13 protein-coding genes and 1 pseudogene are annotated in these 14,770 nt (G+C 73.4%); 8 read left to right on the top strand and 6 right to left on the bottom strand.

The genetic code is table 11. The features are described 5' to 3' along the window. The first annotated feature begins 60 nt into the window (after positions 1 to 60). Genes Ae717Ps2_RS15800 through Ae717Ps2_RS15790 form a run of 3 tightly spaced genes read left to right on the top strand, consistent with a single transcriptional unit; the run spans position 61 to position 2,982 of the window. Positions 61 to 939 carry an alpha/beta hydrolase gene (locus Ae717Ps2_RS15800; RefSeq protein WP_233147580.1) on the top strand — a complete coding sequence of 293 codons (879 nt, stop codon included), beginning with the start codon at positions 61 to 63 and terminating at the stop codon, positions 937 to 939. Next, complete coding sequence (locus Ae717Ps2_RS15795; RefSeq protein WP_075306978.1) at positions 936 to 2,306, top strand: MFS transporter; 1,371 nt, start codon at positions 936 to 938, stop codon at positions 2,304 to 2,306. The genes Ae717Ps2_RS15800 and Ae717Ps2_RS15795 overlap by 4 nt, the downstream gene beginning before the upstream one ends. Beyond that, positions 2,299 to 2,982, top strand: a complete 684-nt coding sequence (locus Ae717Ps2_RS15790; protein ID WP_075306976.1) for a nitroreductase family protein — start codon at positions 2,299 to 2,301, stop codon at positions 2,980 to 2,982. The genes Ae717Ps2_RS15795 and Ae717Ps2_RS15790 overlap by 8 nt, the downstream gene beginning before the upstream one ends. Positions 2,983 to 3,002: 20 nt before the next feature. On the opposite strand, the gene Ae717Ps2_RS15785 is transcribed toward Ae717Ps2_RS15790, so the two are convergent. Beyond that, positions 3,003 to 3,710 (bottom strand): AraC family transcriptional regulator, encoded by a 708-nt coding sequence (locus Ae717Ps2_RS15785; RefSeq protein ID WP_158071503.1) that lies wholly within the window; start codon positions 3,708 to 3,710, stop codon positions 3,003 to 3,005. Positions 3,711 to 3,784: 74 nt separating this feature from the next. On the opposite strand from Ae717Ps2_RS15785, the gene Ae717Ps2_RS15780 reads away from it, so the two are divergent. Next, a complete protein-coding gene (locus Ae717Ps2_RS15780) occupies positions 3,785 to 4,798 on the top strand; it encodes a pyridoxamine 5'-phosphate oxidase family protein (RefSeq protein ID WP_075306974.1) in 1,014 nt (337 codons plus the stop codon). A 12-nt stretch (positions 4,799 to 4,810) separates the two neighbouring features. Here the strand turns inward: Ae717Ps2_RS15780 and Ae717Ps2_RS15775 are convergent, their stop codons facing one another. From Ae717Ps2_RS15775 to Ae717Ps2_RS39120, 3 genes are read right to left on the bottom strand one after another with little or no spacing between them, the layout of a single operon-like run. Continuing rightward, positions 4,811 to 6,034 carry a S9 family peptidase gene (locus Ae717Ps2_RS15775; RefSeq protein ID WP_075333553.1) on the bottom strand — a complete coding sequence of 408 codons (1,224 nt, stop codon included), beginning with the start codon at positions 6,032 to 6,034 and terminating at the stop codon, positions 4,811 to 4,813. Continuing rightward, complete coding sequence (locus Ae717Ps2_RS15770; protein WP_233147579.1) at positions 6,031 to 6,831, bottom strand: MBL fold metallo-hydrolase; 801 nt, start codon at positions 6,829 to 6,831, stop codon at positions 6,031 to 6,033. The genes Ae717Ps2_RS15775 and Ae717Ps2_RS15770 overlap by 4 nt, the downstream gene beginning before the upstream one ends. Continuing rightward, positions 6,828 to 7,223 (bottom strand): hypothetical protein, encoded by a 396-nt coding sequence (locus tag Ae717Ps2_RS39120; protein WP_075306970.1) that lies wholly within the window; start codon positions 7,221 to 7,223, stop codon positions 6,828 to 6,830. The genes Ae717Ps2_RS15770 and Ae717Ps2_RS39120 overlap by 4 nt, the downstream gene beginning before the upstream one ends. A 64-nt stretch (positions 7,224 to 7,287) precedes the next feature. Between Ae717Ps2_RS39120 and Ae717Ps2_RS15760 the strand changes: the two genes are divergently transcribed. Continuing rightward, entirely contained in the window at positions 7,288 to 7,902 is a 615-nt protein-coding gene (locus Ae717Ps2_RS15760; protein WP_075306968.1) for a TetR/AcrR family transcriptional regulator, read from the top strand. Positions 7,903 to 7,909: 7 nt separating this feature from the next. Here the strand turns inward: Ae717Ps2_RS15760 and Ae717Ps2_RS15755 are convergent, their stop codons facing one another. Further along, complete coding sequence (locus Ae717Ps2_RS15755; RefSeq protein ID WP_075306966.1) at positions 7,910 to 8,833, bottom strand: alpha/beta fold hydrolase; 924 nt, start codon at positions 8,831 to 8,833, stop codon at positions 7,910 to 7,912. A 98-nt stretch (positions 8,834 to 8,931) separates the two neighbouring features. Beyond that, positions 8,932 to 9,882: an SDR family oxidoreductase gene (locus Ae717Ps2_RS15750; RefSeq protein ID WP_075333552.1), complete on the bottom strand. Its 951-nt coding sequence runs from the start codon at positions 9,880 to 9,882 to the stop codon at positions 8,932 to 8,934. 108 nt (positions 9,883 to 9,990) lie between these two features. Between Ae717Ps2_RS15750 and Ae717Ps2_RS15745 the strand changes: the two are divergent. The 3 genes and pseudogenes from Ae717Ps2_RS15745 (at position 9,991) to Ae717Ps2_RS15735 (ending at position 14,749) form a co-directional block, all read left to right on the top strand. After that, a pseudogene (locus tag Ae717Ps2_RS15745) lies at positions 9,991 to 10,841 on the top strand (helix-turn-helix transcriptional regulator). A gap of 189 nt (positions 10,842 to 11,030) precedes the next feature. Further along, positions 11,031 to 12,341, top strand: coding sequence for a dienelactone hydrolase family protein (locus Ae717Ps2_RS15740; protein ID WP_233147578.1), 1,311 nt, complete (start codon positions 11,031 to 11,033; stop codon positions 12,339 to 12,341). A gap of 797 nt (positions 12,342 to 13,138) precedes the next feature. Continuing rightward, positions 13,139 to 14,749, top strand: a complete 1,611-nt coding sequence (locus Ae717Ps2_RS15735; protein ID WP_083702391.1) for an ABC transporter substrate-binding protein — start codon at positions 13,139 to 13,141, stop codon at positions 14,747 to 14,749. Positions 14,750 to 14,770: the final 21 nt, after the last annotated feature.

The raw sequence follows: 14,770 nt of genomic DNA, 5'->3' as shown, positions 1-14,770 counted from the left end.
TGCTGCCGTACGTGAGATATGAAGGTGGATGACACCGGCCGGTGCCGGTGTGGTGGGGGCGTGTCCGCAGAACCGAAGACCTCCCTGAACCATCCCGCCACCGGCACCTCCGTCGTGCTCCTGCACGGTGCCTGGCACTCCTCGCTGCACTGGGGCCCGGTGCGGACGGTGCTGGCCCGGCACGGGCTGACGAGCCACGCCCTCGAGATGCCGGGGCACGGCCTCGACGCCCCGTACCCGTCGGGCTACCTCCTCCCGGGGCAGCCGGGGCTCACGACGGAGCGTTCCGGGCTGGCCGACCTCACCCCCGACGTCGTCGTGAAGGACCTGCTGGGGCAGCTCGCGGACATCCGGCGGCGCACCGCCCGGCTGGTGCTGGTCGCCCACAGTGCCGGTGGCGGGCCCGCGTCCGCCGTCCTCGAACAGGAGCCGGGCCTCGTCGACCACGTCGTGTACCTGTCGGCGTTCGTCCCCGCGGGCCGTCCCCGGTTCACCGACTACATCGGCGCGCCGGAGAACGCCCACGCCACGCACGCACCCCGGATCGGTGACCCGGACCGGATCGGCGCGATGCGGATCAATCCCCTGTCCCACGACCCCGCCGAGGTCGAGGCGATCCGCACCTCGTTCCTGCACGACTGGCCGGCCGGGCGGCCCGCCTGGCGGTCGCTGCTGCAGCCCGACGAGACGACGGCGATCCTCTCCGACCCGTTCGCCGTCACCGCCGGCCGGTGGGGCACCGTGCCCCGCAGCTACGTCCGGCTCACCGACGACCGCGCCCTCCCTGTGGCGACCCAGGACCTGATGATCGCCGAGGCCGACCGGGCCGCTCCCGGCCGCGGGTTCGAGGTGCACTCGTTGCCCGGCGGCCACTCGCCCTTCCTGACCCGTCCCGACGAGCTCGGCGGGCTGCTCGCCGACCTCGCCACCCGGCGATGAGGCGCCTCGCGCTGCCCGTCCTGCTCTCGGGCACGTTCGTGCAGCTCATGAGCGTCACGGTGATGCAGATCGTCGTGCCCGACGTCCGCGCTGACCTGGCTGCGGGCGCGGGCGCCGGTCAGCTGGTCGTCGCCGGCTACACCCTGACCTTCGCCTGCACCCTGATCACCGCCGCGCGCCTGGGCGACCGCTGGGGGCACCGTCGCCTGTTCGTCGTCGGGACCGCGATCTTCACCGCGGCCGCCGCCACCGGCGCGCTCGCCCCCGACGCCGACGTCCTCGTCGTCGCACGGCTGGTGCAGGGCATCGGCAGCGGGTTGGTCGCGCCGCAGGTCCTGTCGATCATCCAGCGGTCGGTGGACCCCGGGCGGCGGGCCCGGGCGCTGTCCTGGTTCGGCGCGACGATGGCCGTCGCCTCGTTGGCCGGCCCGGTGCTCGGTGGGGTGCTGCTCGAGCTCGACCCGCTCGGCGCCGGATGGCGTGCGGCCCTGGCCGTGACCGTCCCGGTGGGGGTGGCCGCGCTGGTCCTGTGGCCCGTGCTCCCGCGGACCGGGGGAGGGGTCGCCGACCGGGTCCCGCTCGACGTCGCCGGGGCCCTGCTCAGCGTGACGGGTCTGTCCGCCGTCGTGCTCCCCCTGGCGCTCGGCGGGGAACAGGGGTGGCCGATGTGGACCCGGGTGTCGTTCGCGGCGGCGGTGGTCCTGCTGTCGGCCCTGGTCGTCCAGCAGCGTCGCGCCGCGTATCCGCTGGTCCAGCCGGCAGCGCTGGGCACCGCCACCGCCCGCCTCGGCATCGGGGTCGTGCTGGTGTTCAACGCGGGGGTGCCGTCCTTCGTCCTGCTGCTGTCGCTGCACCTGCAGGGGCCCGTCGGGTTCGGTCCGCTGCGCACGGCCGGGACGATCGCGACCTACGCCGTCGGGGCGCTCGCCGGGAGCGCGCTCGCCGAGCCGCTCGCGCGGCGGCGGGACGTGTCGATGCTCGCTGGCGCATCGCTCGTGCTCGCCGCGGTGTGCGGTGCGACCGTCGTCGTGGTCGACCACCCCGGCCCCGCGCTCTGGACCGTGCTGGCCCTGGGCGGGATCGCGTTCGGCGCGTTCACCGCCTCGGCCTTCACCCTCGTCCTGGCCGAGGTGCCGGCCGGAGCGGTGGGCACGGTGTCCGGGCTGCTGCCCACGGCGCAGCAGCTGGGCGGGACGATCGGGGTGGCGCTCTGCGGCGCTGCCTACACCGCCGGGGCCGTGCCGTCGTTCGGGCGTGCCGGCGCCTACCAGGTCACGGTGTTCCTGCTCGCCGCGGCCGTCGCCGTGGCCCTCACCCGCGCGACCCGTTCGCGCACCGCCCCCGAGTTGGAGGCCCGTCATGGATGAGGACACGGCCGGTACGACGGCGGCCGACCACCAGGTCCTGGACCTGTCGGCCGAGGAGCTGCTCACCACGACGCGGTCGGTGCGGCGGCGGCTGGATCTGGACAGGCCGGTCGATCCCGCCCTGCTGCGGCGCTGCATCGAGATCGCCACCCAGGCGCCCACCGGTCGGCACGAGCAGGGCTGGCACTTCGTGGTCGTCACCGACCCGTCGGTGCGCACCCGGCTCGCCGACCTCTGGCGTGCGGGCATCGGCCGCGGTGACAGCCCGATGTCGACCGAGGAGCTGCGCCGCGCCCACGTCCGCCCGGGTGCGATGGAGAAGGTGTGGGACGGGCTCGGCCACCTGTCCCAGAACCTGGACCGGGTCCCGGCACTGGTGATCCCCTGCATCGAAGGCCGTACCGACGGCCTCGGGGCGGACCGGCAGGCATCCCGGTGGGGGTCGCTGTTCCCCGCGGTGTGGAGCTTCATGCTGGCCGCACGTCTGCACGGGCTCGGCACCGTCCTGACCACCGGCACCATGGCCGTCGAGCGCGACGCGGCCGCCCTGCTCGGCATCCCCTACGAGTCGGTGATGCAGGCGGCGTTGATCCCGGTCGCGTACACCGTCGGCACGGAGTTCCGCCCGGCGACGCGCATCCCGGTGGACGAGGTCGTGCACTGGGACCGGTGGTAGAGCGGGTCCCGCGCTGCGTGTCAACCGAGGTCGCTCGGGGCCCGGCCGGTCACTCGTCGGAACGCCTCGGCGAACGCACCGGGCTTGCGGTAGCCGACCGCCCGGGCCGTCGCCCCGACCGACGTGCCGCGTGCGAGCAGGACCAGCGCCGCACGGACGCGGGCGTGGGTGCGCCACTGGGCGAAGGTCATGCCCGTCTCGGCTCGGAACAGCCGGGTCAGCGTGCGGACGCCGGCGGCGACGTGGTCGGCCCAGGCAGCCAGATCACGGTCGTCCGCGGGGTCGGCGACCAGGGCGTCGGTGATGGTCCGCAGCCGTGGGTCGTCGGGGACCGGCAGGGTGAAGGTGGTGCTCGGGACGGGTTCGAGCAACGTGACGAGCAGCTGCTCGGCCCGGTCCCGCGCGGCGGTGCCGGGGGTGCCCAGGTGCACGATGAGCTCCCGGATCAAGGGGGTGACCAGCACTCCGGTCGGTTCGGTCCACGGTGTGGTCCCGGTGAGGATCACGCCGTAGCCGAGTCCGCCGCTGACCACCTCGATCGCGTGCGGCACCCCGGCGGGCATCCACAACGCATGCGTGGGGGGCACGAGCCAGTCGCGTTCGGACGTGTGGTGGGTGACCGTCGCGGACGCCGACCAGCTGAGCAGATGGAAGTCGTGCGTGTGCAGGTCGAAGGAGAACCCGTCGTCGAACCGAGTCCGCGCGGTCGCGAGCACGGTCCCGGACACGCGCACCTCCGGTTGGCCGTCTCACGGCCATGATCGGCCACCTACCGCACGAGCGCCATCCTAGCGTCGACGACATGCAGACGCTCAGGACGACCGACGAGGTCGACGCCCTCATCGGCACCCCGCCGAGACCGGTGGTGCTCAAGTCGACAGCGGTGCTCGACGACGGCTGCCGCGAGATCTTCGCCGCCGCCCCGGTCGTCGCCGTCGGCACCCGGGCCGGCACCGTGCTCGCCGGCGGGTGGCCCGGTGTCGTCCGCGCCGAGTCCGCCACGCTGCTGTCGGTGCCGCTGGACGACGTGCCCGCGCCCGGGACGGGGGTGTCGATGCTGTTCCTGATCCCCGGCCTCGGCGAGACCTTCCGGTGCAACGGCGTCGCGGAGGGGACCCGCGACGGCCGGGTCGAGGTCCGGCTGGAGGAGGGCTACGTGCACTGCGCGCGCTGCGTGCTGCGGTCCGAGCTGTGGACGGCGGTGCCGGACCCGGTTCGCGTGACCCCGCCCGCGAGCGGCCCGCTCGCCGAGCCGGGGGTCGCGGAGTTCCTCGCGATGACCCCGTTCCTGGTCATCACCTCACACGACAGCGACGGCCGTCACGACACCAGCCCGCGGGGGGACCGGCCGACCCTGCTGCGGCTGCTCGACGGGCACACGGTCGCGTTCCCCGAGCGCCGCGGCAACCGGCGGGCCGACACCCTGCACAACCTCATGAGCTGCCCCGAGGTCTCGCTGCTCGCCGTCGTACCCGGTCGCGGCGACGTCGTCCGGCTCACCGGTACGGCGCGGGTGAGCGTGGAGCCGGCGCTGCTCGCGACGATGGCGCTGCGGGACAGGGCGCCCGACGCCGCCGTCGTGGTGGAGGTCGCGACCGCCGATCTCGTGCGCAGTCCTGCCGTCGACGCCCTCTGGGCCGGGCCGGCGGTGAACGGCCCGGACCTCACCGCGATCGGCGCCGCGCACCTGGCCGCCCGGGGTGGACGCGCCGCACGAGTGGTCGCCCGCGGGCTGGCCACCGCCACGAGCGGGCTCACCCGACGCGCGCTGGATGCGAGCTACCGCTCCGCACTGCGCGACGAGGGCTACGAGTAGGGACCCCCGTTCTCACCCGGCGAGGGTGACCTCCCCCGAGGGCAGGACGAGCAGGTTCTCCGTCGTCGGGGTACGGCCGCGGAGGCGGTCGTGCAGCCATTCGACCTGCAGGGTCCGCCAGCCGGGCCCGAACGCGACCGACGAGGCCTCGGTCATCGAGTGCCGGGCGCCCGCGTAGAGGGTGACCGAGGTCGGGGAGGTGCAGCGTCGCGTCATCTCGTGGACCCACGAGGAGGGGGACAGGTCGTCCGCCGCGCCGCCGACGATCTGCCACGGCACCGGCATCGTCTCGGCGTGGGGTCGCAGGTCGTACCGGGCGGCCATCGCGTCGAAGGCGTCCTCGTCGTCGTAGAGCCCGGCCATCCACATGTGGCGCGCCTTGAACGTCGGCGGGGCCTCCTCGAAGATCGTGTGGGCGCCCGGTTCGAAGCAGGGCAGCGCCACCGAGCAGCCGAGCAGATCGGGTTGCCCGGACGCGAGCTGGGACATCCAGAACGACCCGAAGCTGGTGCCCGACGCCACGACGCGGGTGGCGTCGAGGTCGTGACGGCCGCGGATCCAGCCCATCACGGCGTCGCCGGCCTCGGCCCAGGCGGTGGGGGTGACGTGGACACCACGGATCGCCGCCTCGCCCTGGCCGGGGCCGTCCAGAGCGAGCACGGCGACGCCGCGGGCGAGCCACGGGCTGCCGGTGCGGGCGACCAGCATCTCGCGGGGTGCGTCCATGCCCCCGATGGCCAGCACCGTGGGCAGCGGACCCTCGGCGCCGCGGGGGAGATGGAGCCATCCGGGCAGTGCGGCGTCACCGAACGGGACGTCGACCCGTTCGACACGGTGTGCGGCGCGGCGGGCCCACGCCAGGTAGGCGGCGTTCTTGCGCTCATCGAGCTCACGGGCCAGCCCGTCGTCCTCCCAGACCGGCCAGCAGGCGAGCGACCACATCTGGGCCGCGGCGAAGTGGTGCACCGCGGCGCTGTCCGGGTGGCCGCGCCGCTCGGCGTCCTCGGCCCGGCGCGCGCGTCGCTCGGCGAACGACCGCACCACCGGGACGAAGTCCGCGAGCTTGTTGATCCCCGCCCGGAGCGCGGCCGTCTCGGCCGGCGCGAGCTCGTCGCCGACGGCACCCAGGTGGTAGCCCAGCCGGGGCTGGTCGAACTCGACGTCGCGGACCCGCAGGGCCTCGTCGACCAGCCACCGCTGTTCCCGGAACCGCCGTGGTCCCCGTCCTCGGGTCATCGTCGTCCTCTCGTCGTGCGCGGGCCGCCACCCGGCGGGGCACCGGCCGCCCGGTCCACGGCGGCGCGCAGCGGTCCGCGGTGTGCCGGGCCGTGCCCGGGCAGCAGCAGGTCGGCGTCCACGCCGGCCAGAGCGCCCAGCGCCGCCCGCATCTCCTCGTCGGTCCCGTGGTTGAACCACGCCGGGAGCAGCTGTGGCCCGGTCGCCGGGGAGAGTGCGTGCCCGGTGACGAGGCTGTCGCCGGTGATCACGGCACCCGAGGCCGGGAGGTGGAAGGCGGTGTGGCCGGACGTGTGACCTCCGGTCGGCACCGGTACGGGAGACCCGGGGAGGTCGAGGGCGCCGCTGGTCGGGAACGGCTGCGCATGAGCGGCGGCGACGTCCCGGCCCGCCCCGGCCCGGGCGACGCGCACCGCCCACGGCAGGACGGCCGGCCGCCAGAGCCCGGCGACCACCCGCGCGGGAGTCAGCTGTTCCCGGCGCTCGCGACGGGCGTGCGCCACCTCGACCGGGTGCAGGAGGACCGGGGTGCCGTACCGGGCGTGGAAGGGGTTGACCGCGCCGAGGTGGTCGACGTGGGCGTGGGTCACCAGGATGGCGACCACGTCCTGCGGACGGAGGCCGAGGGTCGCGATGGAGAACTCGACGGCCGCCACGTCCCCGGGGTAGCCGCCGTCGACCAGGGTGAGGGCGTCGCCCTCGCGGAGCAGGACCCAGTTGACGTCGGTCCCCGTCACGAGGACGGTGCCCCGGTCCACCTGCTCCACCAGCGGCGGCCCGGCCGGTCGCGGTCTCACCGCTCGTCGGGGCCGCGAGGGGCGGGCCGCGGTGCGGCCAGGGCCGCGACGCCGGCGGTGATCCCGACCGCGTTCAGCCCCGCCCCGAACCAGTTGCTCCCACTGCGCGGTGACCGCAGGGCGGCGGCGAGGTGGTTGAGCCCGAACAGGGTCGACAGCACCGCGAAGCCGCGGACCTGCGCGCGGTCGGCCTCGGGTCCCAGCCCGGCCAGCCCGGCCGCGGTCACGAGGGTCCCGACGTTCCAGACGGCGATCTCGCGCTGCCATCCGGCGTTGCGGCCCCACGCGGCGCCCCGGGCGAACCGGCGGCCGAAGACCCCCTGCAGGACCGCGGCGAGTGAGAAGCCCGCGATCCACACGTTCCGCGCGGTGCGGACCGACGGCCTGCGCATCGCCGTACCCCCGCTTGTTGAACCCACGTACAACAAGGGCCGACGCTAGTAAGCTGCCACTCCCATGTCAAACAGCCCGTCCGGGCCGGCGTTCCGGCGGCTGGACACCGAGACCCGTCGCCGGCAGCTGCTCGCGGCCGGGGCGTCGCTGTTCGCGACGCAGCCCTACGACGAGGTCTGGGTCGACGACGTCGCCCGGGCGGCGGGGATCAGCCGCGGGCTGCTCTACCACTACTTCGGGAGCAAGCGCGGTTTCCTGTCCGCCGTCGTCGAGCAGGAGGCCGCGACGCTCCTCGCCGTCACCGAACCCGACGACCGCCTGCCACCGGCGGAGCGGCTGCGGGCCGTGCTCGACGCCTACCTGGACTACGTCGAGGCCCACCCGCACGGCTACCGCGCCCTGTTCCGGGGCGCGCTCGGAGCCGACACGGCCATCCGGTCCATCGTGGACGGGAACCTGGCCCGCCAGCAGGAGCGGGTGCTGCGGGCCGTGGTCGGCTCCGGCCCCACGCCGGAACCGGTGCGGCTGGCCGTGCGCGGCTGGCTGTCGTTCCTCGTCGCCGTCTGTCTCGACTGGCTGGAGAACCCGGTCCTCGACCGGGCCGCGGTGCGTGAGCTCTGCGCGGACACGCTGACCGGGGCGCTCCGCGCGAGCGGCCACGGGACGCCGACCGGCTGACGACGGGTCAGCCGACCCGGGGGAGTCCCAGGATCCGGCGGCGCAGTGCGTCCCGGTCGCCCTCGGCCGGTGCCGTCCCGTCGACGAAGTCCTGCAGCAGCGCCACGAACCGGGCCGGCTGTTCGGCGTGCGGGAAGTGCCCCGCGCCGTCGAACACCTCCAGGCGGCTGTCGGGCAGCCGGTCGTGCGCGGCGAGGGTGTGGGCCGGCGGGATGACCCGGTCGCGGTTCCCGCCGACGAGCAGCACGGGCACCTCCTCGAGCAGGTGCAGGCGCTGCGCCCCGTCGAGCCGCTGGCCGGACGGCTCCAGCGCGCCCCGCGCGGTCTGGACGAACGCGCCGCGGGTGCCGCGGTCGGCGAAGGTCTCCAGCGCGGTGTGCACACCGTCGATGTCCGAGCGCGGCACCCGGCCGACGCGGTGGGCGAGCCGGTGGGCGGCGCGACGCATCCACGGCGCGGTCAGCGACGCCGCCGACCGCAGCACCAGCTCGGTGCCCGGCAGGCTCGCCGCCCGCAGCGCGAGGGTCAGGTCGTGGCCGAGACCACCGGAGGACACGAGCACGACCCGCTCGGTGAACTCGGGGAACTGGTGCGCGAACTGCATCGCGACGCCGCCGCCGAACGAGTGCCCGACGATCGTCGCCCGCTCGACGTCGAGTGCGGCCAGCAGGTCCCGCAGCCCGGTCGCGTAGCCGCCGAGGGAGTAGTCACCGCTGCGCGGTGCCTCGCTGGCGCCGTGCCCGAGCAGATCCGGCGCGATCACGTGCAGGCCGCCGCCCAGGGCGTCGAACACCGGGGCCCAGGTCCGCGAGCTGGCGGCGAGACCGTGCACGAGCAGGACCGTCGGGCCCTCTCCGCGACCGGTCTCGCGGTAGCTCACGCGCTGTCCGTGCAGCAGGATCTCGCGCTCCTGAGGGGACTGGTCGTCCACTGGGCACCTCCGTACGTCGACGACTCCATGATCCTCTCCGGGCGGGTCCGCGGCGGTGGGGCCCGCCGGTGTTCCGGAGGCGTCGGCGAGGGGGGCTGTCAGGGGGTGGCGGCGCCGTCGAGGGTGACACCGGCCCGTTCCTGCGACAGGTCCCACATCCGGCGGGCGGCGTCGGCGTCGCGCAGCGGCCGGTACAGCTCCTGCTCGGCGGGCGGCCCACCCACCCGCCCCGGCCCCTTCGGCCCGTACAGCACGGCGTGCCCGGCGTCCGGTGCGGTCGCGGCGAGCAGCGCGGGCAGCCCGGCCGAGTCGGCGGTCCCGATCAGCAGGCCGGCCCGGGACATCGCGCCGAGCACCCGTCGTCCGAAGGTCTGTCGCTCCCGGCCCAGGTCGGGGCGGGCGGCCAGCAGGTTGGTCGGCGCGACGCCCGGGTGGGACAGGTTCGCGGTGATGCCCCAGCCCGCCGCGCGGCTGCGCCGGTCCAGCTCCAGGCCGAACAATCCGAACGCGATCTTCGAGTGCCGGTAGGCGGCCATGCCGTCGTAGGAGCGCTCGGAGTCCGGGTCGTCCCACAGGACCGGGCCGCGGGCCGCAGCGACGCTGATCTGGCAGACCACCCGGGCCCGGCCCTCGCGCAGCAGCGGCAGCAGGTGCGCGACGAGCGCGACGTGGCCCAGATGGTTGGTGCCGAACTGCAGCTCGAACCCGTCGGCGGTGGTGCGGCGCTCCGGCGGGGTCATGACGCCGGCGTTGTTGATCAGCAGATGGACGGGCCGTCCCTCCGCCCGCAGGGTCTCCCCGAGCGCGGCGACCGATGCCAGCGAGGACAGGTCGAGCTCGCGGAGCGAGACGGTCGCGCCGGGGTGCCGGTCCCGGATGCGGTCGGCGGCGGCGGCGCCCTTGGCCGCGTTGCGGACGGGGAGCACGACCTCGGCACCGGCGGCGGCGAGCCGGTCGGCGATGCCGATGCCGACACCGTCGCTGCCGCCGGTGACGACGGCGCGGCGCCCGGTCAGGTCGGGAAGGGTCAGGTCTGGGGTGCGTGTCATGGGATCAGCCTGTCCGGGGCGCGGCCCGGTAGCCACTGATCGTCGATCCGTGGCTGCGGTGGCGGCCCGCGCGGTAGGAATGGCTGCAGGACACGAGGAGGGGTGTGCATGGTCGACCGGGCCGGACTGGCGGAGTTCCTGCGGCACCGCCGCTCCGCGCTGCAGCCGGAGGACGTCGGGCTGCAGCGCGGGCGCCGTCGTCGGACCGGAGGGCTGCGCCGGGAGGAGGTCGCGGCGCTGTGCCACATGTCGGCCGACTACGTCGCCCGTCTGGAGCAGGAACGCGGGCCGCACCCGTCGGAGCAGATGCTGGTGGCGATCGCGCAGGGCCTGCACCTGTCCCTCGACGAGCGCGACCACCTCTTCCGGCTCGCCGGGCGGCGCCCGCCCGCACGGGGCGCCGACAGCGCACACGTCGCCCCGGGTCTGCTGCGGATCCTCGACCGGCTCGCCGACACCCCCGCCGAGATCGTCACCGAGCTGGGCGAGACCCTGCGGCAGACGCCGACGGGCGTCGCGTTGACCGGCGACTCGACCGTCCACACCGGAGCGGCCCGCAGCCTCGGCTACCGATGGTTCACCGACCCCGCCGCCCGGGGGCTGTACGTCGCCGAGGACCACGGGCTCCTGTCGCGCCTGTACGCGTCGGGGCTGCGCGGGCTCGTCGGGCTGCGCGGGCCGGGGTCGCGGGCCGCCGCGCTGGCCGAGGACCTGCTGGGGCGCAGCGCCGAGTTCCGCGCGCTGTGGGACCGCCACGAGGTGGGTCTGCGACCGCCGGACCCGAAACGGCTCGTCCATCCGAGCTCGGGGTGCTGGAGCTGAACTGCCAGACCCTGGTCGACCCCGACCAGGCGCACCTGCTGTTCGTCTACACCGCCGTCCCCGGCAGCGAGAGCTACGAGAAGCTGCGGCTGCTGTCGGTCGTCGGCGATCCCCAGGACGCCGCGCCGCGGCCCTGACGGTTCGCACCCGCGAACGCCGGCGGGCTTCCTCCGGGTGCCCGGGCGGTTCCGCCGTACCCGTTCGTCACCTGCGGCGACACCCGTGGCGACAGGAGTCACACGGTAGGGGTGTGATCACATCCCCCGAACGACGTGATACCGGCAACGGCGGTTGCAGAGGGTTCCCATCTCGGTAGCGTGCGGTCCGTGTCCACTCCGATCAGTCCGCGCAGCCGTCGTCGCGTCCTGCACACCGTCGCGAGGACGGCGACGTCGCTGTTCGTCGTCGGTGCGGTCGCCGCGGCCGGGTGCGTGGGCGTGGCGGGCGGCACGTCCGCGGCGGTCACCCCCGCCGCCTACGCCTCGATCCCCACGGCGGGTCTGTCCGTCGCGGCGACGGTGACGATCGACGGCACGCCGTATCCGAACCCGCTGCGCATGGTCGACGGGACCGGCGTCACCGACGTCGCCCAGTGGGAGGGCACCCGCCGCGCGGAGCTGCTGGCGGCGTTCCGCGAGAACGTCTACGGCCAGCCGCTGCCCAAGCCGACCAAGCAGACCTTCGACGTCCGGACCAGCGACGACGGCGACGTCGTCCTCAAGAAGGTCACGATCGGCATCACCGGCCCGGAGGGCACCGGGTCCTTCACGCTGCGGCTGTTCGTGCCGAAGGGGCAGACCCCGCGCGGCACCTTCCTGATGATCGACCACCGGGGCTCGGTCTCCGACGACCCGGGTCAGTCCTCGGACTACGCACCGGTCTCGACGATCACGAAGGCGGGGTACGCCTTCGCCCAGATCGACGCCGACCAGATCGCGCCGGACGACAGCGGCAGCTACCGCAGCAAGATGATCAACCTGTTCTACCCGTCCGGGAGCGACCTGCCCGACGACGCCGGGCGGGCCATCGCCGCCTGGGCCTGGGGTGCGAGCCGGGCGATGGACTACCTGCAGACCGACAAGGACATCGATCCGTCGAAGATCGCGGTCATCGGGCACTCCCGCTCCGGCAAGGCCGCGCTCTGGGCCGGTGCCCAGGACCCGCGCTTCGCCGCGGTCATCTCCAACAACTCCGGCTCGACGGGTGCGAAGCTCGCCCGGCGCGGCGACGGGGGAGTGGGCGCCGAGACGGTGTCACGGGTCAACAGCTCCTTCCCGCACTGGTTCCCGCAGACCTACAAGAACTACGGCGACAAGGTCGACGAGCTGCCCGTCGACCAGCACGAGCTGATGGGGCTGGTCGCACCGCGCAAGCTGGTGATCGCCAGCGCCAGCGACGACTCCAACGCCGACCCGGAGGGCGAGTTCCTCGCCTACAAGGCGGCGACCGAGATCTACGCCCTGTACGGCCTCGGCGACAACGGCCTGGGCACGACGGGCTGGGAGCCCGCCACCGACAAGGCCTTCTCCGGCCCGGCGATGAGCTACCACCTGCGCTCCGGCGGGCACGGGCTCAAGGCGGCCGATTGGAACATCTACCTGAAGGGCGATCTGTTCACGCAGGCGTCGCCGCGCTGACCGCGCACGATTGGTACGACCGTACTCGAATGACCGTTTCGGGTGATCTTTCCTGAAACGTATACGTCGAGCGTTTGACGTCCAGCGGAAGGGCGTCGTCGTCCGCGGAGCCGGGGTCGGGCCGGCTCCGATCCCGCGGTCCTGCAGGTGGAGCACGCGCCGGCGATGTCCGCGGTCGGTTCCGTGAGTGATCGCGTGGGTGATTCCGTGGGTGGTTCCGGCAATTCCCGTCGGCCGTCGTACACGCGCCGCCGCGGTGTCGGCGGGAAGCGGTGCAGGCATCGGAGAATCGCCGCCACGGCAATGTCGATAATCGTTCGACGGTCACCGGAGAACGTTTCGGTGAATGCGCTGGGAAGGCGAGATGGGGCAGTGCGGCTGGTCCCGCGTCGCGACGGGTGGATTCCATGTGATGGGACAGCGGTCGCCCTCGGGCTGTCGGTCTTACCTGCCCTCGCTGCTCACAGGCTCGAGCTCTGTCGATATCTGTGGCACTGGTCACATGAAGCGCAGAGACATTGCGATGCGCAATGCAATGTTGCGCGACGGAAGAATGTAGGGAATGCGTCCGACCTGCGCCGATGCCTTTTCGAGACTGACCGCTCCGGGCGTGCTGTCGCGATCCGGTCACCGACCGTCGTGCGCAATTCCGTGTTGCTCGGTGCAATGACGGCGGACGCAATAGATTCGTAACCAGAGAACCGGGATGCTGTGGTTACCGTGCGACCCACCACCGAACCGCACCGGCCGCCTGCGCACCACGCAGGGCGCGGCCGTCCCGGACAGACAGGACTCTGATGCGATCACCTCGAGTCGCGGCGCTGCTCGCGCTCTCCCTGACCTCCGCGCTGGTGCTCAGCGCCTGTGGCGGCGGGGGAGGCGGCACCACGGGCGACGCCCAGGGCGCCCCCACGATCTCGGTCTTCGGCACCGAGCCGGAGAACGCGCTGCTGCCGGGCAACACCCGCGAGACCGGCGGTAGCAAGATCCTGGACGCCCTGTGGTCCGGGCTGGTCGACTACAACCAGCAGGGCGAGCCGGAGGACAAGGTCGCCGAGTCGATCGAGTCGACCGACTCGCGGAACTGGACCATCCGGATCAAGGACGGTTGGACCTTCCACGACGGCACGCCCGTCACCGCGAAGAGCTTCGTCGACGCGTGGAACTACGTGGCGCTGAAGACCAACGCCCAGTCCAGCGCGGAGTTCTTCTCCAACATCGCCGGGTTCGACCAGGTCAACCCGGACGAGGGCGAACCCACCGCACAGACGATGTCGGGGCTGCGCGTCGTCGACGAGCGAACCTTCACCGTGGCGCTGTCCGCGCCGTCGCCGATCTTCGTCAACACCCTCGGCGACGTGGCGTTCTACCCGATGCCGGAGTCCTTCTTCGCCGACCCGGCCGCGTTCGAGGCCAACCCGGTCGGCAACGGCCCGTTCCGCTTCGAGTCCCGGGTGCCGGACCAGAACGTGACCGTGACCCGCTACGACGAGTGGGGCGGCGAGCAGCCGGTCGCCGTCGGTGGCGTCGAGTTCCGCTTCTACGCCGACAGCGAGGCCGCCTACCAGGACGTCGTCAGCGGGAACCTGGACTTCCTCGAGACCATCCCCGGCTCGTTCCTGATCGACAACCTGTACCAGCAGGATCTGGCCGACCGGAACGGCAACCAGCCCTACGCCGGCATCAACACGATGACCTTCCCGATCTACGACCAGCGCTACGCGAACCCGCAGCTGCGGCAGGCGATCTCGATGGCAGTCGACCGCGAGGCGATCATCGCCAACGTCTACAACGGACTCGTGAAGCCGGCCACCGGTTTCATCCCCGAGGGTGTGCCCGGCAAGGTCGACGACCAGTGCGGCGAGCTGTGCACCTTCTCCCCGCAGCGGGCCAAGCAGCAGTTCGACGCGTCCGGCTTCACCGGCCCGATCGAGCTGATCTCCAACGTGGACTCCGCGATCAACCGCGAGTGGATGCAGGCCGCCTGCGTCAGCATCAGCAACACCCTGGGCGTGCCCTGCAACTTCGTCCCGGTCCCGACCTTCTCGGAGTTCCTGGAGCAGCGCCGGGCGGAGAACCTGACCGGCATCTTCCGCTCCGGCTGGGTCGCCTCGACCCCGACCATGGAGTACGTGCTGCGGCCGCAGTACACGACGGGTGCGGCGAACAACAACAGCGGCTACACCAACCCGCGCTTCGACGCGCTGGTCCAGCAGGGCTCGACCGCGGCCACCGCCGAGGAGGCCTACGCGCTGTGGGCCGAGGCCGAGCGGATCCTGATCCAGGACATGCCGGCCGTCGCGATCAACGACCAGTCCGCGCAGTTCGGCTGGTCCCCACGGCTGCAGAACGTCGAGATGACCTACGGCCGTGAGCTCGACCTGGAGACCGTGACCGTCCAGGGCTGATCCCGCCCCACCCCACCACAC

This window comes from Pseudonocardia sp. Ae717_Ps2, from assembly GCF_001932475.1.
Taxonomy (GTDB): domain Bacteria; phylum Actinomycetota; class Actinomycetes; order Mycobacteriales; family Pseudonocardiaceae; genus Pseudonocardia.
The sequence above is the reverse complement of the archived record's forward strand: the minus strand, read 5'-3'. Positions and strand labels throughout refer to the sequence as shown.